At 67.2% G+C, this 23,088-nt stretch carries 19 protein-coding genes and 1 riboswitch; of the genes, 13 read left to right on the plus strand and 6 right to left on the minus strand.

Annotated features, from left to right (window positions below; translation table 11 throughout):
• The first annotated feature begins 13 nt into the window (after positions 1-13).
• On the plus strand, positions 14-2,713 hold the full coding sequence (gene acnA / locus F7D09_RS00300; protein WP_152233449.1) for an aconitate hydratase AcnA: 2,700 nt from the start codon (positions 14-16) through the stop codon (positions 2,711-2,713).
• Between the two features lie 144 nt (positions 2,714-2,857).
• Here acnA and ilvD read toward each other — a convergent pair whose 3' ends face one another.
• The 4 genes from ilvD to F7D09_RS00320 form a co-directional block, all read right to left on the minus strand.
• Positions 2,858-4,723, minus strand: coding sequence for a dihydroxy-acid dehydratase (gene ilvD / locus F7D09_RS00305; RefSeq protein WP_152233450.1), 1,866 nt, complete (start codon positions 4,721-4,723; stop codon positions 2,858-2,860).
• A 103-nt stretch (positions 4,724-4,826) separates the two neighbouring features.
• Positions 4,827-5,894 carry a Fic family protein gene (locus F7D09_RS00310; protein WP_152233539.1) on the minus strand — a complete coding sequence of 356 codons (1,068 nt, stop codon included), beginning with the start codon at positions 5,892-5,894 and terminating at the stop codon, positions 4,827-4,829.
• Positions 5,895-6,006: 112 nt separating this feature from the next.
• Positions 6,007-6,681: a YczE/YyaS/YitT family protein gene (locus F7D09_RS00315; RefSeq protein WP_152233451.1), complete on the minus strand. Its 675-nt coding sequence runs from the start codon at positions 6,679-6,681 to the stop codon at positions 6,007-6,009.
• 1 nt (position 6,682) lies between these two features.
• Entirely contained in the window at positions 6,683-7,153 is a 471-nt protein-coding gene (locus F7D09_RS00320) for a MarR family winged helix-turn-helix transcriptional regulator (RefSeq protein WP_193312239.1), read from the minus strand.
• Between the two features lie 99 nt (positions 7,154-7,252).
• Here F7D09_RS00320 and F7D09_RS00325 point away from each other — a divergent pair, with 99 nt between their 5' ends.
• The 6 genes from F7D09_RS00325 (at position 7,253) to fmt (ending at position 14,726) form a co-directional block, all read left to right on the plus strand.
• Complete coding sequence (locus F7D09_RS00325; protein ID WP_152233453.1) at positions 7,253-8,461, plus strand: glycerate kinase family protein; 1,209 nt, start codon at positions 7,253-7,255, stop codon at positions 8,459-8,461.
• 144 nt (positions 8,462-8,605) lie between these two features.
• Positions 8,606-8,929 carry a DNA-directed RNA polymerase subunit omega gene (gene rpoZ / locus F7D09_RS00330; protein ID WP_152233454.1) on the plus strand — a complete coding sequence of 108 codons (324 nt, stop codon included), beginning with the start codon at positions 8,606-8,608 and terminating at the stop codon, positions 8,927-8,929.
• Positions 8,930-9,099: 170 nt separating this feature from the next.
• A riboswitch (SAM riboswitch) is annotated at positions 9,100-9,161 on the plus strand.
• Positions 9,157-10,398, plus strand: coding sequence for a methionine adenosyltransferase (gene metK / locus F7D09_RS00335; protein WP_152233455.1), 1,242 nt, complete (start codon positions 9,157-9,159; stop codon positions 10,396-10,398). Its footprint overlaps the riboswitch before it by 5 nt.
• A 109-nt stretch (positions 10,399-10,507) precedes the next feature.
• Positions 10,508-12,835 (plus strand): primosomal protein N' family DNA-binding protein, encoded by a 2,328-nt coding sequence (locus F7D09_RS00340; RefSeq protein WP_152233456.1) that lies wholly within the window; start codon positions 10,508-10,510, stop codon positions 12,833-12,835.
• Between the two features lie 152 nt (positions 12,836-12,987).
• Entirely contained in the window at positions 12,988-13,692 is a 705-nt protein-coding gene (locus F7D09_RS00345) for an HAD family hydrolase (RefSeq protein ID WP_152233540.1), read from the plus strand.
• A 59-nt stretch (positions 13,693-13,751) separates the two neighbouring features.
• Positions 13,752-14,726 (plus strand): methionyl-tRNA formyltransferase, encoded by a 975-nt coding sequence (gene fmt / locus F7D09_RS00350; RefSeq protein ID WP_152233457.1) that lies wholly within the window; start codon positions 13,752-13,754, stop codon positions 14,724-14,726.
• A gap of 263 nt (positions 14,727-14,989) precedes the next feature.
• Here the strand turns inward: fmt and serB are convergent, their stop codons facing one another.
• Positions 14,990-15,598: a phosphoserine phosphatase SerB gene (gene serB / locus F7D09_RS00355; protein ID WP_264371962.1), complete on the minus strand. Its 609-nt coding sequence runs from the start codon at positions 15,596-15,598 to the stop codon at positions 14,990-14,992.
• 203 nt (positions 15,599-15,801) lie between these two features.
• Between serB and F7D09_RS00360 the strand changes: the two genes are divergently transcribed.
• The 6 genes from F7D09_RS00360 (at position 15,802) to F7D09_RS00385 (ending at position 22,638) form a co-directional block, all read left to right on the plus strand.
• Positions 15,802-16,503, plus strand: a complete 702-nt coding sequence (locus F7D09_RS00360; RefSeq protein ID WP_152233459.1) for a DedA family protein — start codon at positions 15,802-15,804, stop codon at positions 16,501-16,503.
• A 5-nt stretch (positions 16,504-16,508) separates the two neighbouring features.
• Positions 16,509-18,155 (plus strand): proteasome ATPase, encoded by a 1,647-nt coding sequence (arc, locus tag F7D09_RS00365; RefSeq protein ID WP_193312240.1) that lies wholly within the window; start codon positions 16,509-16,511, stop codon positions 18,153-18,155.
• 92 nt (positions 18,156-18,247) lie between these two features.
• Positions 18,248-19,870 carry a depupylase/deamidase Dop gene (dop, locus tag F7D09_RS00370; RefSeq protein WP_152233541.1) on the plus strand — a complete coding sequence of 541 codons (1,623 nt, stop codon included), beginning with the start codon at positions 18,248-18,250 and terminating at the stop codon, positions 19,868-19,870.
• 143 nt (positions 19,871-20,013) lie between these two features.
• The gene (locus tag F7D09_RS00375; protein WP_193312241.1) at positions 20,014-20,847 is read left to right on the plus strand and encodes an inositol monophosphatase family protein; all 834 of its coding nucleotides are present in this window, start codon (positions 20,014-20,016) and stop codon (positions 20,845-20,847) included.
• Positions 20,848-20,914: 67 nt separating this feature from the next.
• Complete coding sequence (locus F7D09_RS00380; RefSeq protein ID WP_152233462.1) at positions 20,915-21,112, plus strand: ubiquitin-like protein Pup; 198 nt, start codon at positions 20,915-20,917, stop codon at positions 21,110-21,112.
• Positions 21,112-22,638, plus strand: coding sequence for a proteasome accessory factor PafA2 family protein (locus tag F7D09_RS00385; RefSeq protein ID WP_152233463.1), 1,527 nt, complete (start codon positions 21,112-21,114; stop codon positions 22,636-22,638). The genes F7D09_RS00380 and F7D09_RS00385 overlap by 1 nt, the downstream gene beginning before the upstream one ends.
• Positions 22,639-22,783: 145 nt before the next feature.
• Here F7D09_RS00385 and F7D09_RS00390 read toward each other — a convergent pair whose 3' ends face one another.
• On the minus strand, positions 22,784-23,065 hold the full coding sequence (locus F7D09_RS00390; protein ID WP_003812492.1) for an HU family DNA-binding protein: 282 nt from the start codon (positions 23,063-23,065) through the stop codon (positions 22,784-22,786).
• Positions 23,066-23,088: the final 23 nt, after the last annotated feature.

Raw genomic sequence — 23,088 nt, forward strand, 5'->3', positions numbered from 1 at the left:
GCTCGGAGGAAGCATGTCTGTGCGCGACGACCAGCTGGCGACGTTATCCGCCGCCGGCAAGGACTATGACTATTACCGTATCGCCGACCTGCCCGGCGTCGACCACCTGCCGTACTCGCTCAAGGTCCTCGTCGAGAACCTCGTGCGCAACATCGACGGCGCGAACATCACCGACGACCATGTGAAGGCGTTGCTGGACTGGGACCCGGCCGCACAGCCGAGCCACGAGATCCAGTTCACGCCGAGCCGCGTCGTCATGCAGGACTTCACCGGCGTGCCCTGCATCGTCGACCTCGCCACCATGCGCGACGCCGTGAAGTCGCTCGGCGGAGACCCGGAGGTCATCAACCCGCAGGTCCAGTCCGACATGGTCATCGACCATTCCGTGCAGATCGACAAGTACGCGCTGCCCAACGCGGTCGAACTCAACATGGACATCGAATACCAGCGCAACGGCGAACGCTACCAGTTCCTGCGCTGGGGACAGCAGGCGTTCCGCAACTTCCGCGTCGTGCCGCCGGGAACCGGCATCATCCATCAGGTCAACATCGAATACCTCGCCAAGGTCGTCATGACCAAGGCGGGGGAGCGCGGCCGCCAGCTCGCCTACCTCGACTCGTGCGTCGGCACCGACTCGCACACCACCACCGAAAACGGCCTCGGCGTGCTCGGCTGGGGCGTCGGCGGCATCGAGGCGGAGGCCGCGATGCTCGGCCAGCCGATCTCCATGCTCGTGCCGCGCGTCGTCGGCTTCAAGCTCACCGGCTCCATTCCCGAAGGCGTCACCGCAACCGACGTGGTGCTCACCATCACCGACATGCTGCGCAAGCACGGCGTCGTCGGCAAGTTCGTCGAGTTCTACGGCGAGGGCATCGCCTCCGTGCCGCTCGCCAACCGTGCCACCATCGGCAACATGAGCCCCGAATTCGGCTCCACGTGCGGCATCTTCCCGATCGACCAGGTCACCCTCGACTATCTGCGGCTCACCGGTCGCAGCGACGAGCAGGTCGCGCTCGTCGAAGCCTACGCCAAGGCCAACAAGCTCTGGGGCGACGCCAAGGACCCGGAGTATGTGGAGCCGCAGTACTCCGAATACATGGAGCTCGACCTCGGCGACGTGGTGCCATCCATCGCAGGCCCCAAGCGCCCTCAGGACCGCATCGTGCTGTCCGAATCCAAGAAGACGTTCGAGGACACGCTGCCCGCCTATGAGACGCCGAAGACCGTCAAGGAGCCCGTGGCCGTGTCCACCGACTTCCGCGGCGACTTCGACCTGACCAACGGCGACGTGGCCATCGCGAGCATCACGTCCTGCACCAACACCTCCAACCCGTCCGTGATGATCGCGGCCGGCCTCATCGCCCGCAACGCGCACGCGAAGGGACTCAGCCCCAAGCCGTGGGTCAAGACCTCGCTCGCCCCCGGTTCGCAGGTCGTCGCCGACTACCTCAAGGCGGCCGGGCTGCAGGACGACCTCGACGCGCTCGGCTACGAGCTCGTCGGCTTTGGCTGCGCCACCTGCATCGGCAACTCTGGCCCGCTGCTGCCCGAGATCAGCGAGGCCATCAACGCGAACGACCTGACCGTGACCGCCGTGCTGAGCGGCAATCGCAACTTCGAGGGCCGCATCAGCCCGGACGTCAAGATGAACTACCTCGCCTCGCCGCCGCTCGTCATCGCCTACGCGCTCGCCGGCACGATGGACTTCGACTTCGCCACGCAGCCGCTCGGCACCGACAAGGACGGCAACGACGTGTACCTCAAGGACATCTGGCCGACCAACGAGGAGGTCGCCGCCGTGGTGAACGGCACCGTCAGCCGCGAGATGTTCCTCAAGGACTATGCCAGCGTCTTCGAGGGAGACCGCCGCTGGAAGGGCCTCGACGTGCCCGAAGGCGAGCTGTTCGCCTGGGATCCGAAGTCCACGTACGTGCGTCGTCAGACGTTCTTCGACGGCATGAGCGCCATGCCCGATCCGGTCAAGGACATCCACGGTGCCCGCGTGCTCGCGCTGCTCGGCGACTCCGTGACCACCGACCACATCTCGCCCGCGGGCGCGTTCAAGGCGTCCAGCCCGGCGGGCAAATACCTGACCGAGCGCGGCGTCGAGCCGAAGAACTTCAACTCGTACGGCTCGCGTCGAGGCAACCACGAGGTCATGGTGCGCGGCACGTTCGGCAACATCCGCCTGCGCAACCAGCTGCTCGCTTCCACCGGCAACGAGGTGACTCCGGGCGGCTACACCTACGACTTCACGACCGGCAAGCCGTCGACGATCTTCGACGCGTCGCTCAACTACAAGGCCGCGGATATTCCCCTGGTGGTGCTCGCAGGCAAGGAGTACGGCACCGGATCCTCGCGCGACTGGGCGGCAAAGGGCACGCTGATGCTTGGCGTGAAGGCCGTGATCACCGAGAGCTTCGAGCGCATCCACCGCAGCAACCTCATCGGCATGGGCGTGCTGCCGCTGCAGTTCCCGGCCGGCGAATCGTACGAGTCGCTCGGCCTCGACGGCACGGAGGTCTACGACATCGCCGGCGTCGAGCAGCTCAACGAGGGTGAAACCCCCAAGACAGTGCACGTCACCGCCACGCACAAGGACGGCACGACGACTGAGTTCGATGCGGTCGTGCGCATCGACACCCCCGGCGAGGCGGACTACTACCGCAACGGCGGCATCCTCCAGTACGTGCTGCGCAACCTCATGAAGTAAGGGATATGAGCGGCTGAGGCCCCTCGGCCATCATCGCCGAGGGGCCTCTCGCGTTTGTGGATGCCTGCTGGATATCGAAACAGGCCGTTCCATCGCGTGGCTTGCGGTGGAACGGCCTGTTATGTCGTTCTAGGGGAGTCCCAATCAGGCGAGGCCCGAGAGCTTATTGATAAGCTCCGGGTCGCGCGTAGCGCCCTTGTCGGCGGAGCGGGCGAAGGCGGCGTAGGCCTTGAGCGCCTGGCTCACCTTGCGGTCGCGGTGCGCCACGTAGCCGTCGCCGGCTTCGAGCTCGGCGCGGCGCTCGGCCAGCTGTTCGTCGGTCAGCTCGACGTTCACCTGACGCGCTTCGATGTCGATGTTGATGATGTCGCCGTTCTTGATCAACGCGATCGGTCCCTTGTTGGCCGCTTCGGGGGCGATGTGGCCGATGGCCAGGCCCGAGGAGCCGCCGGAGTAGCGGCCGTCGGTGAGCATGGCGACCTGCTTGCCGATGCCCTTGCCCTTGACGAAGGAGGTCGGGTAGAGCATCTCCTGCATGCCCGGGCCGCCCTTCGGGCCCTCGTAGCGGATCACGAGCGCCATGCCGGGCTTGAGCGTGTCGTCGAGGATGACCTTGATGGCCTCCTCCTGCGATTCGACGACCAAAGCCGGTCCGCGGAACTTCCAGATCTCCTGCGGCACGCCGGCGGTCTTCACCACGCAGCCGTCGGGCGCGAGGTTGCCGCGCAGCACGGCGAGGCCGCCCTCGTGAATCTCCGGGTGGTCGATGTCGTGGATCGCGCCGTGCTCGCGGTCCGTGTCGAGCGCGTCGAACAGCGTGGTGTGCGTCCACGGTTCGGGGGAGATGATGTGGCCCGGGGCAGCCTTGTACATCTGCTTGGCTTCCTCGGTGCAGGTGGGGCGCATGATGTCCCAGTCGTCGAGCTTGTCCTCGAGCTTGCGGTAGTCGATGGAGTGCACGTCGCGGTGCAGCTTGCCGGCACGGTCGAGCTCGCCGAGGATGCCCGTGATGCCGCCGGCGCGATGCACGTCGGAGATCTCCCACTTGCCGGAAGGGCTGGCCTTGCAGATGCACGGCACGGTGTGGCTGATGCGTTCGATGTCGTCGAGCGTGAAGTCCACGTCGGCCGACTGGGCCATCGCGAGGATGTGCAGCACGGTGTTGGTGGAGCCGCCCATGGCCACGTCCATGGTCATGGCGTTCTCGAACGCGTGCTTGGTGGCGATGGAGCGCGGCAGCACGGAGTCGTCGGAATCGTGGTAGTACTGGTTCGCGATCTTGACGACCTGCTGCGCGGCGCGCTTGAACAGGTCCTTGCGGTAGGAGTGCGAGGCGAGGATCGTGCCGTTGCCGGGCAGGGCAAGGCCGATCGCCTCCGTGAGGCAGTTCATCGAGTTGGCGGTGAACATGCCGGCGCAGGAGCCGCAGGTCGGGCACACGGTCTTCTCGTAGTTGAGCAGGTCCTCCTCGGAGACGTTGTCGTCGGCGGAGGCGTACATCACGGAGATGAGGTCGGTGTTCTTCTTCACGGTGCCGTCGGCGAGCACCGTGGTGCCGGCCTCCATCGGGCCGCCGGAGACGAACACGGTCGGGATGTTCAGTCGCAGCGCGGCCATGAGCATGCCGGGGACGACCTTGTCGCAGTTCGGGATGCAGATCAGGGCGTCGGCGCAGTGCGCGTTCACCTGGTATTCCACGGTGTCGGCGATGATGTCGCGGCTGGGCAGCGAGTAGAGCATACCGGTGTGGCCCATGGCGATGCCGTCGTCGACGGCCATGGTGTTGAACTCGCGCGGGATGCCGCCGGCCTCCTTGATGGCCTCAGAGACGATGCGGCCGACCTTGTTGAGGTGGACGTGGCCGGGAAGGAACTCGTCGAAGGAGTTCGCGATGGCGATGATGGGCTTGCGGCCCATGTCGTCGCCGCTGACGCCGGCGGCGCGGTAGAGGGCGCGTGCGCCTGCGAAGACGCGGCCGGACATGAGTTTTGCAGATCGCATTTCAGTCATGGTTCTATTGAAGCCCTTGCAAGGGACACCCGTTTTGTCAAGAGTCAATATGTGGAATTCACACGGATGTTACGTTCGCCACGGCCTGAGTCGGATGCCTCGCTCAACGTCGTCTTGCGTAACGGGTGGCGCGCCCTGAACCGATTTTCATGATGACGCCGTCGTCCTGCAGCGCTTTCAGCGTGCGTTCGACCGTGGTGACGCTGATGTCGGGCAGCTTGGCGATGATGTCGGCTTTGGACAGAGGGGCCAGCGTATTGTCGATCAGGCGCGCAATGCGCTGCGCCTTGGTCGGGCGACTGCCGTCCGACGTATGGCCGGGGCCGGATGCGATGGAGATGCGCGTGTCGAACTCCTTGTATGCGGCGAGGATCACGCCCAGCAGGTAATTGGCGAACGGGGCGTAGTCGTTCGTGCCGTCGTTCCAACCCGTGGTGCTTGCCGCCAATGCCTCGTAATAGGTGTCCTTGCTCTTCTCGATGAGATGCTCCACGCTGATGTACTTGCCGACGTCGTATCCGTTGCGGTAGAGCAGCAGCAGCGTCAGCAGGCGGCTCATGCGTCCGTTGCCGTCGTTGAACGGATGGATGCAGGTGAAATCGAGGGTGAACATGGCCGTGACGAGCAGCGAGTCGGTATGCGCGTCCCGGAGCGCTTCGGCGTAGGCGTCGCAGATGCGCGAGACCAGCTCCGGGGTCGCCAGCGCCGACAGCGGTGCGAACCGGACGCGGCTTTCGCCGGTGGCGTCGCGTTCGACGATGATGTTATCGGTGTCCTTGAACCGTCCTGCGAAAGCCAGCGGGGTGTGGCGGAATAGGTCACGGTGAAACTGCAGGATGACGTTCGGGGTGGGTGGAATGTAGTCATGGCTTTCGTGGATGACCGCGAGCACGTCACGGTATCCGGCGATCTCCTCTTCCGCCCGATTGCGGGGGGTGACTTTGTCTGCCACGATTGCGTCGAGCCGCCTGTCGCTTGTCGAGATTCCCTCGATGCGGTTGGATGTGTCGATACTCTGGACGCGTGCGACCGTGGTAAGCGTCGCCAGGATGTCCGGACGAACCGATTGCGTGTTCCGGCGTCCCTTTTCTTCGTGGATCGCGGTCAGCAGGCTTGTCGTGCGCGGGGTGAGCAGGCTCGCCGCCGAAGCGATGTAATCGAATCCTCTCAATGGCGTGGCTCTCCGTTTCTGCATCATCGTCACGTTTTCTGCATCATATAGTTTTTAATGATGCAGAAAACGTGACGATGATGCAGAAACGGGCGTGAGTCTCGTCCGGCTGTCACACGCTCGCCTTCACAGTGCCGGCTGCGGCTGCGTGCGGGTCGACGGGCTGGACGAAGCGGCAGTGGCGGTTGATGAGGTTGACGAACACCCCGGTGATGGCCGCCGCGACGACCGTGCCGACGCCGAGGCCTCTGATTTCACCGAAGAAGATGAACGACAGGATGCCCGCGGTGACGATGAGCGTCACGTCGAAGCAGACCTTGAGCGTGCCGAACCGGATCCTGGTCACGATGGCGAGCGCCTTCACGACGCCTTCGCCGGGCACCATGATGAGCCCCGGGGCGACCTCCATGCAGATGCCGAGCGCCAGGGTCGCGATGCCGAGCAGCAGTCCGACGCCCTGCTCCCACCAGGTGGCCGGGCGGAACCAGCCGAGCAGCAGCATGCTTGCGTCGAGGGTCGCGGCGAACCAGAACGTGACCGCCAGCTGCAGGTACTGCGCTGGTTTGAAGTCGCGGCGCAGCAACGCCACCTCGATGGCGACGAACAGCGCGTTCACCACGAACGCGGTCACGCCGAAGCTGATCTGCGGCCACCTGAGCGTCACCACCCACGCGATGCTCGAAATCGGCGAGGTGCCGAGCTCGCTCTTGGTGATGAGCGCGATGCCGAATGATTCGACGGCGAGACCGGCGAGCAGACAGATGACGCGTTTGATGAAGTACGGCATGTCAGCCCTCCTTCTCGGCGTCTTGTTCGGCGGCGTCTTGCTCAACCGCGTCGGCGACCTCCAGGTTGGCGATGACCTGGCGCAGGGCGGTGTTCAGGGCCACGGCTTCGACCGGAGCCATGCCGCGCGTCGCCTGGGCGTCGGCGTCTTGCATGATGGCCGCGATGCGTGCGGCGTAGTCGCGTCCAAGCTTGGTCAGAAAGACCCGGTATGAGCGTCTGTCGGTCTCGCTCGCCTCGCGTCTGACGAGCCCGCGCGTCTCCATGCGTTTCAGCAGGCCGGTCATCGTGGATTTGTCGAGGATGCACCGCGTGCAGATCTCCTTGGCGGTGAGGCCGTCCTGCTCGGCCAGGCATTCGATGATCTTCGGCTGCCCGGGCAGGAGCCCGATGCGGCGGATCGCCGCGTCGATACGGCGGTTCGAGTGGTTGAATGCCTTGAGCAGCAGGAAGTGCAGTTCGTCATCCAGCATGTGGCCCCCTTGTGACATCACCGACCATACCACATAGTTTGCATACAAACTAAAAAGTGTGGGGCGTTTCACGGATGGCGTGATGATTATGCTGAAGCCATGACACGATACGTTTGCGCCCCCGATTCGTTCAAGGAAAGCCTGACCGCGCCGCAGGCCGCGCAGGCCATGGCCGAAGGCATCCGCAGGGGCGACCCCGCCGCCGAGATCCGTCTGAAACCGATGGCCGACGGCGGCGAGGGCACGGCACGGGCGCTCGTCGACGCCACGCATGGCGTGATGCGCTCCGTGACGGTCCGGGACCCGCTCGGCCGGCCGGTGCGCGGCGAGTACGGACTGCTTGGCGATGGGGAAGACGTTGCCGGCGGTGACGTTGCCGGCGCAGCCGCCGGACGGACCGCCGTGGTCGAAACCGCCAGCGCGAGCGGTCTGTCGCGGCTCGCCGCCGATGAGCGTGATCCGCTCGTCGCCTCGTCATACGGCACCGGCGAGCTCATCCGCGCCGCCGCCCATGCCGGCGCGACGCGCATCATCGTCGGACTCGGCGGCTCGGCCACCAACGACGCGGGAAGCGGCCTGCTCGCCGCCCTCGGCGTACGGCTGCTCGACGGCTCCGGCCGCCCGCTCGCCCCCGGCGGCGCGGCGCTCGCTGACCTTGCGACGATCGACATGAGCGGCCTCGACGAGGCCGTGCAGCAGGCCGAGATCGTCGCCGCGTGCGACGTGACCAATCCGTTGACCGGGCCGCATGGAGCCAGCGCCGTGTTCGGCCCGCAGAAAGGCGCGTCCCCGGCCGACGTCGAACGGCTCGACGATGCGCTCGCCCGGTTCGCGCGCATCGCGTCGGCCACGCCGGGACTGGCTCCGGCGCTTGGCGAGGCGACGGATTTCGCGGCGTCGCCGGGTGCGGGCGCGGCGGGCGGCATCGGCTTCGCGCTGCTGGCGTTCCTCGGGGCGAAGTTCCGTCCCGGCGTCGATCTGGTCGTCGAGCAATCCGGGCTTGACGCTGCCGTGCGATGGGCCGATGTCGTGCTCACCGGCGAGGGTTCCGTCGACGCGCAGACCGCGTTCGGCAAGACGCCGGCCGGCGTCGCCTCGGTGGCGAAACGGCACGGCAAACCGGTGGTGGCGCTGGCCGGGCATGTCGGCGACGGCATCGACGGCCTGTACGGGCTTGGCGTTGATGCCGTCTTCGGCATCGCGCCGGGGGCGTCGGACCTGCAGACGCTGTTGCATGGCGCCGCGGGCAACGTGTCACGCACGTGCGAGCAGGTCGCGCGGCTGGTCGCGCGCGTTCGGCATGGGTGAGATCTGCACGCGGCCGTCATCATCGCCGGCATCTGCCCGTACGCATGTCGGTTCGCATCCTCCCGCTCGGCAAGTCGCCGTGTTTCGCTATACTTGCTGCGGTTGAGATAGATTTCCATCGTTCTGATTTGGAGACTTGTGAATATGGCAGAAGATACCAAGGATACCGAGGTCAAGGGCAACGAGGAGTTCGGCACCGCCCCCGTTCCCGAGGGTTTCGCGAACCCGCCGATCGACGACCTGATGAAGCACGCCGATTCCAAGTACGCGCTGGCCATCTTCGCCGCCAAGCGTGCTCGTCAGATCAACTCGTACTTCACCCAGCTCAACGAGGGCCTGCTGCAGAACGTCGGCCCGCTCGTCGAGTACCAGAACAACGAGAAGCCGCTGTCCATCGCCTTCCGCGAGATCAACGACGGCCTGCTCGAGGAGACCCTCGGCGAGGACGACCTGAGCGAGGGCAACTGATCGCCGGTTCGGCGATTGGCCGGCAATTCCGGCGACACGCTTGCCCCTGATGGCCCGAACGGGTACAACTGAACATCAGGAGCGAACAACCTGAGGCTCGCGCCGACCGTATGGTCAGCACGGGCCTTTTTCATGGCCGGAGTCGGTCCTTACAGCAGAAAACAACCAACCGTATCATTGTGCCAGGCCGGTGACGAGCCTGGCGATAAGTCCGAAAGAGGGATGATATGACCACTCAGGAGCGCAAGCTCATCTCCGCAGAATCCGTGACCGAAGGGCACCCGGATAAGGTCTGCGACCAGATCTCCGATGAAATCCTCGACGAGCTGCTGCGGCAGGACCCGCAGTCGCACGTCGCCGTCGAAACGTCCGCGGCCACCGGGGTGTTCCTCGTCTTCGGCGAGGTGACCAGCGAAGGCTACGTCGACGTGCAGTCCAAAGTGCGTGAGACCTTGCGCCGCATCGGCTACACGTCCTCCGAGGTCGGCCTCGACGCCGACTCGTGCGGCGTGATCGTGGCCATCACCGGTCAGAGCGCCGAGATCAACCAGGGCGTGGCTCGTCTGAGCGGGGCCGAGGAGTCCGCCGCCAGCCGCGAACAGCGTTACGAGGCGCAGGGCGCCGGTGACCAGGGCGTCATGTTCGGCTACGCCACCGACGAGACCGACGTGCTCATGCCGCTGCCCATCTATCTGGCCCACCGTCTGGCCTTCCGTCTGGCCGAAGTGCGCAAGAGCGGCGAGGTGCCGCACCTGCGCCCTGACGGCAAGACCCAGGTGACCATCGAATACGACGAGAACGAGCATCCGCTGCGCGTCGACACCGTGCTCATCTCCACGCAGCACGACCCCGAGGTCACGCAGGACTGGCTGCGAGACCAGCTCAAGGCCCACGTCATCGACCCGGTGCTCGACGACGTGCTCGGCAAGGATGTGAACGGCGCCGCCGTCAAGCACGACGACTACCGTCAGCTCGTCAACCCGACCGGCTCGTTCGTGCTCGGCGGCCCCGCCGCCGACGCCGGCCTGACCGGGCGCAAGATCATCGTCGACACCTACGGCGGCGCCGCCCACCACGGCGGCGGCGCGTTCAGCGGCAAGGACCCGTCCAAGGTGGACCGTTCCGCCGCCTACGCGACGCGCTGGGTGGCGAAGAACATCGTCGCCGCCGGGCTCGCGCACCGCGTCGAACTGCAGGTCGCGTACGCGATCGGCGTGGCCGAGCCGGTGTCCGTGAACGTGGAGACGTTCGGCACCGAGATCGGCGGCGTGACCCGCGAGCAGATCCAGCAGGCGGTGCGCAAGGTGTTCGACCTGCGCCCGGCCGCCATCATCGATGAGCTCGACCTCAAGCGCCCGATCTACGCGAAGACCGCCGCATACGGCCACTTCGGCCGCGTGGACGTCGAATTCCCGTGGGAGCGCACCGACAAGGTGGACGAGCTGAAAGCCGCCGTCGCCGCGCTCTGACGACGCATACAGACGGCGTGTCGCGCGGCGGACCCGTGCGACACGCCGTCGCCGACAAGGACCGGTAGATATCTGCCGGTCCTTTTTTCATGCCGTTACCATGGTCGATATGAACGACATGAACGCACAGCAGCTGACGCTCGACGGGCTCGCGCCACGCAAGCGGAAACGCCGCGCGCCCGCGCAGCGCAAGGTCGCCGCCGAGAACCCGATCGCCCAGGTCGTGCTCGACGTCCAGGCGACGCATCTGGGAAGGTCGTTCGACTATCTGGTGGAGGAACGGTTCTCCGAGACCGCGCAGCCCGGCGTCATGGTGCGGGTGCGGTTCGGCGGGCGTCTGGTAGACGGCATCGTCTGGGGCAGGGTCGCGGCAAGCGACACGCCCAGGTCGGCCCTGCGGTTCATCGAACGTGTCGCCAGCCCGCACGTGCTGGTGAGCGCCGCGATGCGCGATGACGTCACACGCATCGCCGAAGCGTACGGCGGCACTCGCGCCAACATCCTGCGCCTCGCCGTTCCGCCGCGCGTCGCGCGGGTGGACGACGAGCAGCGGTTCGCCGCACGCGGGCGCTGGATCGGCTCGCACGGCACGCCGGCCATCCGGCAGCATTCGCTGGAGCAGGGGTTCGCCGCCATCCAGCGCGCCTATGACGGCTCCGCGGCGTTGCGGGCGGGCATCGAGGGGCGTGCGTTCGCCGCGTTCGTGATGGACGCGCGGCCCGGCGCCGCCGTCTGGGCCGACGACGCGGCATGGATGATCGCCGACGCCATCGCCGCGGGCAAGCCGTGCGCGGTGGTGCTGCCCGGCATGCGGCAATGTGACGACCTTGCGTCGGCACTGCAGCGCTACGGGCTGCGACGGTTCGCGCCGGACGGCTCCAGCCGCGGCGGATACTCCGGTGATTTCGTCGTGCTGGCCGCCGGACTGCCGCCTGCGGAACGCTACCGCGCCTATCTCGCCGCCGCCACCGGCCAGGTGGGCTGCGTGATCGGATTGCGCGCCGCCATGTATGCGCCGATCGAAAGCGCAGGATTGTTCATGGTGGTCGACGACGCCGCATACCAGCAGGCGGACGGCATGATGCCGTACGCGCAGGCCCGCGGCGTGATGCGGCTGAGGGCCGAAAGCCATCATGGCGTGTTCGTCGCGCTGTCGTTCGCGCGCAGTGCGCTCAGCCAGTGGGAGACCGGCGACGAGACGACGGTCACGCCGGTCAGCGGCCCCAGCATGGCGATGTCGTTGCTGCCGACGGCACGCCGCGACGACATGCCATGGATCCGGTGGCTCAACCGTGAGGAGCTGGCACGGCTCGCCGACCCGAGCATCGGCGCGCGCGTGCCGCATACGGCGGTCGCCACCCTGTCGGCGGCGTTGCAGACCGGACCGGTGCTGCTGTCCATTCCGGCCGACGGCATCAGTGAGGCGTTGAGCTGCGCGGCCTGCCACGCGCAGGCGAGGTGCGCGAAATGCACCGGCCCATTGGAACGTGTCGGCGACGGTGTGCCGCGATGCCGCTGGTGCGCCGCGGCCGCGGTCGGGTGGACCTGCCCGCACTGCGGTGGCGAACGCATGCGCGTGGTGCGGGTGGGCGCGGCAGGCACGGCCCGCGAGCTCGCCGGCCTGTTCCGCGGCGTGCCGGTCGTCATGTCGTCGCCAAGCCAGCCGCGCGGCATCGTCGAATTCGTGGACGACTCGCCGCGCATCGTCATCGCCACCCCCGGGGCGGAGCCGCGCGTCATCGCGACCCGCGCCGCACGCACGTCGCGGGCGCAACCGGAGCCGGCGGGCCCTGCGCCCGGCAGGAGCCCGGCGCATGAGCCGGACGCGGGGGAGCGGACGGCAGACATGCCGGAACGCGGCGAATACCGGGCAGTCGCCATACTCGACGCGTGGACGAGCCTGTACGCGCCGGGCGTGGACGCGCGCGCCGACACGCTGACCGCGTGGATGCGCGCGATGTCCCTGTGCGCGCCCCGCTCGCGCGGCGGGCAGGGACTGATCCTCGGGGAATGCGACCGGTATGTCGCCCAGGCGCTCATGCTGTGGGACTCCTCGTCTCTGGCCGCGCGCGAGCTGGCCGAGCGCCGAGAGACCGGCATGCCGCCCATATGCTCCGTAGCCTGCGTGTGGGGCCGGCGCGATGCGGTGATGGCCGCATTGGACGAGATCGGCGTGCTGCACGGCGACTGGGCCGAGCTGCAGATCGACGGCGAACCCATGCCCGGCCTGCTCGGGCCGGTGCCCATCCCGCCTCCGGTGACGGTCAGCGCCCGTGAGCTCGAAAGCACGGCGGATCGCGTCAAGGCGCTCGTGCGGGTGCCGGTGAAGCGGCGTGCCGAACTGGCCAGACGGCTGCAGACGACGGTGGCCAGGCATGTGGCGTCACGCCATCCCGGCGAACTGCGGTTCCAGGTCGACCCCAAGGACCTGATCTGACGTGTCGACGCCGTGCAGTCGCCCGGTTGCACTGGTCGGCGGCTGTGCCAATCGTCGTGATGGCATGGAACGATGGAACCGACAACCGCGAAGATGATGGCGGATGCGCCCTCAAGGCGTCGCATCCGCCACCGCGCAAGGATGGAGGCATCATGAAGGGTTGGCCGGGCGAACCGGATATGCAGCATGACGTGCTGGTGGCCGAAGGGCCGGCGGCCGCGGCGCAGGGCAAGCCGATCGAGAACGTGATCTTCGACTTCGGCAACGTCCTGATTTACTGGGATCCGTCTGCGGTGCTGCTGCCTCGGTACAAGCAGGAGACCATCGACCAGTTCCTCGACAACGACGTGTCCGGATTCTACGACGGCAACGACCTCATGGACGGCGGCCTGAGCCCCGCGGAGGGCGTCGCCTGGATGCGCAGGACCCACGGCGACAAGTGGGCCGACATGCTGCAGTACTATCTCGACAACTTCCAGGATTCCCTGGTCGGCATCGTGCCCGGCGCCCGCGTGCTCGTCAACGACCTGAAGGCCGCCGGCATCGGCGTGTGGGGCCTGTCGAACTGGGAGAAGGAGCTGTTTCCGATCGCCGAGAAGCAGTGCGCGATCCTCCAGGAGCTCGACGGCAAGGTCGTCTCCGGCTACGTGCACATGCGCAAGCCACACAAGGACATCTACGAGAAGGCGCTTGAGGAGTTCGGCATCAGCGCCGACACCAGCGTGTTCATCGACGACAAGGCGATGAACATCGTCGGCGCGAACCAGGCGGGCATCCGCGGCATCCGCTTCTCGGACTCCCGCAAGCTGCGCGAGATCCTCATCGGCCTCGGCGTCAACATCCCCGGCCTCAAGTAACGCCAGCCGGTAACGTCGCGCCAGTAAAGCCTCCAGAAGACCCAAGAAGAAAGGTGACCATGCTCAAGATCCTGTTCGCAGGCACGCCGGATGTCGCGGTGCCCTCGCTGCGCGCGCTCGTCGCCGACAGCGAGCACGTCGAGGTCGTGGCGGTGCTCACCCGCCCCGACGCGCCCACCGGACGCGGACGCCGGCTCACGCCCAGCCCCGTCAAGCAGGCGGCGCTGGAACTCGGCCTGCCCGTACTGGAATCCGACCCCGGCGAGCCGGCGTTCCTCGACGAGCTGGCCGCCACCGGAGCACAGGCCGCCGCGGTGATCGCCTACGGGCGCATCCTCAAGCAGTCCGTGCTCGACGCCCTGCCGTTCGGCTGGTACAACCTGCACTTCTCCCTGCTGCCGTATTGGAGGGGTGCGGCCCCCGTGCAACGCGCCATCTGGGCGGGCGACGCCACGACCGGCGTGAGCGTGTTCCGCATCACCCGCGCCATGGATGCCGGCCCGATCCTCCAACAGTCCGAAACGCCGATCGGCGAGCATGAGACCGCAGGCGACCTATTGGCCAGACTCGGCGAATCCGGCGCATTCGTCCTGCGGGACGCCCTGCGCACGGTCGAGGACGGCAGCGACGCGCCGGTCGAACAGGAACCGGGTACGTACCCGGTCGCCGACAAGATCCGCGTCGAGGACGCGCACATCGACTTCACCGCCGACGCCGCCGCGGTGGACCGCCAGATTCGCGCCTGCACGCCGAACCCGGGCGCGTGGGGGCGGCTGCATCCCGACGGCGAGAACGGGTCGGAAGATGCGCTGGTGCTGCACGTGCTGCGCGCGCAGCCGGCCGATCCGGCGAATCCGAACACGCCGCAGGAGCTGGCGTCGGGGTCGATCAAGGCCGGCAAACGCAACGTTTGGGTCGGCACCGGCAGTACGCCGTTGGAACTGCTTGAGGTCAAGGCCCAAGGCAAGAAGGCCATGCGTGCCGCCGACTGGGCGCGAGGCGCACGCCTGACCCCCGACGCCCTCTGCCGCTAAGCCGTACGGATGGGAGCGTCAGCGGCGAGACGGTGTTAGTCCTGACTCGGCCCCCGTCGGTGGAGGACGCCGTCAGCGTAGCTGACTGGGGGGAACGTCACTCGTCGACCGACCGTACTCGTGAGGGCTGCTAGAGTACGTTTTGTCAAAAATAATTGACCGACCGTACTCGTAGTCGTTCGTAGAGTACGGTTCGTTGTCCTGACTTGGCCCCCTCCACTGAGGGGGCCGAGTAGTCGGTGCCAAGTGGCAGGACCGTTCACTCAGCGCAGGAAGTCCAGCACCTTCGTCAGGTCGCGCTCGTTGATGGACTCGTGCGCCGCGAGCTGCGTCTTCGGCTTCGCGCAGAACGCGATGCCCAGCCCCGCCGCCTGGATCATCGGGATGTCGTTCGCGCCGTCGCCCACCGCGACGGTCTGCGAGGACGGCACGCCGCAGCGCTTCGCCCACGCCTGCAACGCGTGCAGCTTCACCGTCTTGCAGACGATGTCGCCGACAACGCGGCCCGTGAGCCGTCCGTCCTCGACCTCAAGCCGGTTCGCCAGCCAGAAATCCAGCTTGGCCTCCGCGGCCAGACGGTCCACCACCTCGTGGAATCCGCCGGAGACCACGCCCACCTTCCAGCCGTGACGGTGCAGCTCGTCGATGAGCGCAAGCGCGCCGTTCGTGAAATGCAGCCGGTCATGCACCGTGTCGAACACGGAGGCCGGCAGCCCCTTCAGCAGCGCCACACGGGCGCGCAGCGCCTCGCAGAACTCCAGTTCGCCGCGCATCGCGCGCTCTGTCACCTCGGCGATCTCGTCACCGCATCCCGCCGCGTCGCCGAGCTCGTCGATCACCTCCTCGTCAATCAGCGTGGAGTCCACGTCCATGACGAGCAGGCCGGGGCGCTCCAGCGTGGGGCACGCCGGCACGTCGGCCGCGTCCGCCTGCCAGTCGCTCGCGGCCGCGGCGGCGTCCACCTCGGCCGTGTCGAAGGAGCCGGCGCCGAGCCGATCACGGGATTCGTCAGAAGGTTGCAAAGTTTCGTCGACCATACCGTCGATTGTCTGAAATCACTGGGACAATGACCCCTATGCATGAAACCGTAATGTTCCTGGCCACCGCGTCCGACTCCGTCTGCCAGACCGGCGAAACCGGCATCATCGGCGCGATCACCGAATGGCTCGTCGACGTGATGGAGACCGTCGGCGGGCTCGGCGTGGCCTTCGCCATCGCCCTCGAATCGATCTTTCCCCCCATCCCCAGCGAGGTCATCCTCCCGCTCGCCGGCTTCACCGCGGCGCGAGGCGAACTCGGCTTGGTCGAAGCGGTCGTATGGGCCACCGTCGGCTCCGTGCTCGGCGCGTGGGCGCTGTACGGCATCTCCCGTCTCGTGGGCCTGCACCGCATCCACCGTGCGGCCGACGTCATCCCCGGCGTCAGCCGCAAGGACGTGGACAAGGCGAACCGGTGGTTCACCAAGTACGGCACATGGTCGGTGCTCATCGGTCGCGTGATCCCCGTCGTGCGTTCCCTGATCTCCATTCCGGCCGGATTCAACCGGATGGGCTTCCTGCGGTTCACCGGCTGGACGGCGCTTGGCTCGCTCGTGTGGAACACGGTCCTCGTGGGCACCGGCTACCTGCTCGGCGACCAGTGGTGCTCGATCCTCGGCGTGCTGAACGTGTTCGAGGATGTGGTGATCGTCGTCTTCGTCGTGGTCATCGTCGTCTTCGCCGTGCGATGGGCGCGTACTGTAATACAGGAACGGAGAACACGAGGAAACGAGGACTGACCGACATGCGGCAGGAGGATGACGCGGCCATCGCGAACGAGCGGCTCGCGGCCGACAACGACCGACTGATGGCCAAGAACCATGCGTTGGCGCAGGCGCTGACCCGCGCCGGCAAGGAGCTGACGAAGGCGAAGGCGCAGCTGGCGCAGATGGCGGCGCCTCCGAAGACCTATGCCACGATGGTGAAGGTCGACTCCTGCATCACCGACGAGCTGGGAGTGCAGCATGCCGGCGCCGAGATCATCAGCGGCGGACGCCGGCTCATCGTACCGGTCGCCGCGAACGTGAACGCCGCGCGGCTGGCGACCGGGGCCACCGTGCTGCTCAACGAGAACATGACGATCGTCGAACAGCGCGGCGCCGACACGCTCGGCTCGGTCCGCACCGTCAGGCAGGTGCTGGACGACGGCAGGCTCATCGTCGCCGACCAGGGCGGCAACGTGAGCGTGATCCGCGCCGGCAGCGCGATCGCACGCACCATGCCATCCGTCAGCCAGCGTGTGCTCGTCGACGCGTCGGGGCGCATCGCCCTTGAGACGCTGCCCGACGAGAACACCGCCGACCTGGTGCTCGAGGAGGTGCCCGACGTCACCTTCGCCGACATCGGCGGCCTCGACGACCAGATCGACCGCATCCGCGACGCCGTGCAGCTGCCGTTCCTGCACCGCGGCCTCTACGAGCGCTACGACCTCAAGGCGCCCAAGGGCGTGCTGCTGTACGGGCCTCCGGGCAACGGCAAGACGATGATCGCCAAGGCGGTCGCGCACGCGCTGTCCGAAGGGTTCGGCCATGGCTCCGGCGTGTTCCTGTCGGTCAAAGGCCCCGAACTGCTCAACAAGTTCGTGGGCGAATCCGAACGGCTCATCCGCCAGATCTTCAAACGAGCGCGCGAGCGCGCGGCCGACGGCAGCCCTGTCATCGTGTTCATCGACGAGATGGACTCCCTGCTGCGCACCCGCGGCACCGGCGTCTCCAGCGACATGGAGACGACGATCGTGCCCCAGTTCCTCGCCGAACTCGACGGCGTGGAAAGCCTCGACAACGTGATGGTGATCGGCGCGTCGAACCGCGTCGACATGATCGACCCCGCCGTGCTGCGCCCCGGACGGCTCGATGTGAAGATCCGCGTGGACCGCCCCGGTCCCGCGCAGGCCACGTCGATCATCCGGCACTATCTGACCGACGACCTGCCGCTGCAGCCCGGCCTTGACGCCGACGACCTGGCGCGCGTGCTGGTGCGCGACATCTACACGCGCTCCTCGCGCCGCCATCTGTGCGACGTGTGCGACGACCAGGGGCAATGGTCGGCGATCTTCCTCGCCGACGTGACCTCGGGCGCCATGCTGAAGAACATCGTCGACCGGGCGAAGACCAAGGCGGTGAAGGCGTCCATCATCAGCGGGGCGAGGGGCGGCGTTGTGAAAGACGTTGCCGTGAAAGACGTCGCGCTCGACGTGGACATGCTCGGCGAGGCCGTCGACGACGAATTCCAGGAGACCCGCGGCTCGGTCACCGACGTCGACCCAGTGCAGTGGTCGCGGATCAACGGCATGGACAGCGGCAGGGTGACCCGCATCCGCCCCGTCTCGCGCAAGGAGCGGGACAAGGCGGCCGAAGCCGCGGCACGTAGCCGCCAGGGAGGCATCGAATGAGCGAGAACATGGCGTCAACCGCAGCACAGTCAATCACGTCACCGGCATCCGCGGGCGCCGAACCGACCCGTCTGGACGGCGTCTGCCGTGTGATGGGCACCGAAACCGAATACGCGGTGTCGCTGCCCGGCGAAAGCCGCTACAACCCCGTCCGGCTGTCGTTCGACGTCATCGAAGGCGCCGCCGACCCGGACCGCGCGCACATCCGTTGGGACTACCGTCAGGAGGACCCGGTCAACGACGCGCGCGGCATGAGGCTCGAACGCGCCGCCGCCCGTCCGGACATGCTCACCGACGCGCCGCAGCTCAACATCACCAACGTCATCGCCCCCAACGGCGGCCGCATGTACGTCGACCATGCGCACCCCGAATACTCGGCGCCGGAGACCTGCGACCCGTTCGAGGCCGTACGCTACGACCGCGCCGGCGACCTGCTCATGCAGCAGGCCGCCGAACGCGCCGCCGCCAAACTCGGACGCCCCATCGCCATCCACCGCAACAACGTGGACGGCAAAGGCGCCAGCTGGGGCACCCACGAAAACTACATGATGCTGCGCAGCGTGCCGTTCGACACCGTCGCCGCGCTCATGACCGCCCACTTCGTCAGCCGCCAGATCTACACGGGGTCCGGCCGCGTCGGCATCGGCGAACACGACGACCAGGCCGGCTACCAGCTCAGCCAGCGCGCCGACTACGTGCACATGCGCATCGGCCTGCAGACCACGTTCGACCGGCCGATCATCAACACGCGCGACGAGCCGCACGCCGACGCCGACCATCGGCGCCTGCACGTGATCGTCGGCGACGCCAATCGCATGGACGTGCCGCAGACGCTCAAACTCGGCGTCACCTCCATGCTGCTGTGGCTCGCCGAACACGCCGAAACGGCCGGATACGACCTCGACGCCCTGCTGGCCACGCTCGAACTCGACGATCCGGTCGACGCCATGCATGCCGTCTCCCACGACCTGACGCTCGGCAGGGCGTTGCGTCTGGCCGACGGCACCGAGACCACCGCGTGGAACATGCAGGTGCGGCTGCGCGCCGCAGTCTACGAAGCAGCCGCCCTGACGTACGGCGTCGACACGCTCGGCGAGCCGCTGTGGCCGAACAAGCCCACCCGCGCGATCATGGCGATGTGGGGGCAGGCGCTCGCCGACGTCGCCGCGGTGCGGCACGCCGACGACGAGACACGCCTGACCATGCAGGCCGAGGCGTCACGGCTGGAATGGCTGATGAAATGGCAGCTGCTGGAACGGCTGCGGCGCCGGCTGAGGAGCGGCTGGGACGACATGCGGATCCGCGCGGTGAACCTGCGGTGGGCGGCCCTCGACCCGGCGCAGTCGGTCTTCGCGAAGGTGGAACGTTCGACGGAACGAACGGTGAGCGACGCTGACGTGCAGGCCGCCATGAGCCGGGCGCCGCTGGACACGCGGGCATGGCTGCGCGCCGCGGTCGTCGACCGGTATCCGGCCCAGGTCGTGGCCGCCTCATGGTCCCATCTGACGGTCCGGCGTCGCACCTCGGGCGACGAGCCGCCGGCGACATACGGCAACGCGAGCCGGACGGTGACCAGACCGTCCGACCTGTGCTCGCTGGACATGTCCGATCCGCTGGCGTTCACGGCCGCACGCATGGGACCGCTCACACAACGTTCACGAAACGCCGAGGAACTTATCGAGGAAATCACCGCGCAGCTGGCCGCCGACAGGTAGCCTGACGGGTAATATCGTAACCAATGGCCGATGCGCGTGGCTGCATCGGGGACATCGAACGAGCAGGACAACGACCGGCAGACGCTCCGCCACGACGGCGGACGGCGGCTGCCGGCATGGACGAACAAGGCAGTGTGACGGATATGGATTTGCGGGAACTGGCGCAGGCCGCCGCCCAGGTGGCCCAGAATGCGGGAAGGCATGCGCTGCAGGATCAGGTCAACCCCCACGACCTTTCCTGGGTGATGGTCTCGCCCGGCGAGACGAAGTTCACCGTCGAGGTCAACACGAGGCTCAGCCGCTACATCAGGACCAGGCTGAGCCAGATCGAACCGTTCAACGGCTTCTGGGACGAGCGGCCCGAACAATGCCGGCCGGGGGAGCGGTACTGGTGCGCCGGCAACATCGACGGCGCCATCAACTTCATCCGCAACATGGCCGAATGGACGGTGACCATCACCCTGTTCGAGTTCGACCAGAACTGCCATGCGTACCCCATCCTCGGCGTCGTCCACGCGCCGGCCCTGGGCATCACGTATCTGGCGGCGCAGGGGCGCGGTGCCATCCGCATCCGCCGCAACCCGATCGGCGGCGAGAAGCGCGAGAAGATCATGCCGTCGATGACGCGCACGCTGTCCGGCTCGGTCGTCAGCTACGGCATGTCGTACGTCTCCGAGGAGTCCAAGCGCGCCCTGTCCGTGGTCTCCGCCATCGCCGGCAAGCCGGCCGACATCAAGCGAGTGGGCCCCGCCTCCATGGACCTGTGCAAGGTGGCCGACGGCACGTATGACGCCTACTTCGAGCCGCACCTGCACAAATGGGACGTGCCGGCGGTGGCGGCGGGCGCCATCGTGGTCTGGGAGGCGCAGGGCAGGCTCAGCCAGTGGAACGGCGAGATGATCCACTGGCGTCGCGAGAACGATGTCGTCGCCTCGAACGGCCTGATCGATGACGAGTTGCGGCCGTACCTGATCTGACCGTTCCGGCATAACGGCGGCAGCCCGGCAGCACAGCACATTAGCAACAAAGGACGAGAGATACACCATGCCACAGCAGTTCATGCACGCACAGAACGAGGCCACGAACCAGCAGGACGACCAGTCGCATGAGACGGTACTGGCCCATGACACCGCCGCCGTACAGGACGACGCGCTCGACGCCGTGCTTGACGACATCGAATCCACGCTGGAGACCAACGCCGAAGACTATGTGAACAGCTTCGTGCAGAAGGGCGGCGAGTAATGCCGCAGCTGCGCGACAGCGGCGACCACGGTGCCACCCGGCAGTTCGGGATGTCGCCGCAGTTCGAGGGGTTCGCGCGCATCTTCGGCGTCGAGACCGAATACGGTGTATCCGTCACCGGCGCAGGCCAGCCGGTCGATGCGGCGCAGGTCGCCATGATGATGTTCCAGCCGGTCGTCTCGCGCGCCCGCTCCACGAACACCTATCTCGTCAACGGCTCGCGGCTGTACCTTGACGTCGGCTCGCACCCCGAGTACGCCACCGCCGAGGCGAGGGACCCCATGGACGCGCTCGCCCAGGACCTCGCCGGCGAGCTGGTCATGACCAGGCTGGCAGTGCAGGCGCAGCACCGCCTGCGCGAACGGTACGGCGACGGCGTGGCGGTGCACCTGTTCAAGAACAACGCCGACTCGGCCGGGCACTCGTTCGGCTGCCACGAGAACTATCTCGTGCGCCGGTACGTGCCGCTCGAGACCGTGGAGCACCAGCTGCTGCCGTTCCTCATCACCCGTCAGCTGTACACGGGGGCGGGGCGCGTCGTCGGCGACCGGTTCGAGATCACGCAGCGAGCGGATTTCCTCGACGAGGCGGTCTCCTCGGCGACGACGCGCTCGCGGCCCATGGTCAACACGCGCGACGAGCCGCACGCCGACCCCGACGAGTTCCGGCGCCTGCACGTCATCATCGGCGACTCCAACCGGTCGCAGTGGGCGACGTGGATGAAGCTCGCCGTCACGCATCTGGTCCTGTGCGTCATCGAGGAATCCGCCCGGCTGGGCGTCCCGTCCGGTCTGGAATGCTGCGCGCTTGCCGACCCCGGCGAGGCGAACCGGGCGGTCAGCCGTGACCTGACCTGCCGCACGGCGTTGCTGCGGCTCGCCGACGCGGACGGCTTGCGTCGGGCGGTACGGGCGGTCGACGACGATGACGCGTCTTCGATATCACCGTTGTCCGGCGACACCGCCGTGACCGCGCTGGCATTGCAACGGTACTATCTCGCCGTGGTCCGCCGTTTCATGCGCGAGCATGCCTCCGCCATGGACGCCGCCATGCCGGCCACCACGGCCACGCGCATCGTTGCCGAATGGCAGACCGTGCTCGACTCGCTCGAGCACGGCGACACGGCCGCGCTCGCCTCTCGCGTCGACTGGGCCGCCAAACGTCGCCTCTTCGACGCGCTGCGGCGACGCGACCCCGGCATCGCTGCCGCACAGCTGGAACGTCTCGACATGGACTACCACGATATCGTCAACGGCCGTCTGTACCCGTCGCTGGTCGCACGCGGCGTGATGACGACGCTGCTGGATGACGCAAGCATCAAGCGCGCGGCCGAGACCGCGCCCGCCGACACCCGTGCGGCCCTGCGCGGCGCGTTTGTCGCGCGGGCGCTCGAGCGGGGGAGCCGGTTCTCCTGCGACTGGACGAGGCTGACGCTCGGTGGCGACGCACATACGGAGGCCGTGCTCATCGACCCGTTCGACAGCGAGTCCACGCCGGAATACCGCAGGCTCATGGACCTGCTGTAACACCCGCCGCATGGCCGATCGTCTGCTGTCAGGAGTCGGCTGCCATTGAAAAACCCCTTGCACCGCGTCATGACGACGATTGGTGCAAGGGGTTTTTCAATGACGACGCCGACTGCGCGGCGTCACATGGCGGTCACGCCATGATTCACTCGGTCACAGCCTTCTTCAGCAGGGAGCCGGCGGAGATGCGAACGCCGTAGGTCGCCGGGATCTCGATGATCTCGCCGGTGCGCGGGTTGCGGCCGGTGCGGGCGGCGCGCTTGACGCGCTCAGCGGAGAACAGGCCAGTGAGCTTCAGTCCCTCGCCGGACTGCATGGCCTCGACGAACACATCCTGGAAAGCGTTGACGGCAGCTTCGGCCTGAGCCTTGGTCAGGTTGGACTTCTGAGCGATCTTGGAAACGAGATCGGACTTGTTGTATGCCATAAAGCATCCTTCTTTGTTCTGGG

Origin of the sequence: Bifidobacterium leontopitheci, from assembly GCF_009193355.1 — a bacterium.
GTDB lineage: Bacteria > Actinomycetota > Actinomycetes > Actinomycetales > Bifidobacteriaceae > Bifidobacterium > Bifidobacterium leontopitheci.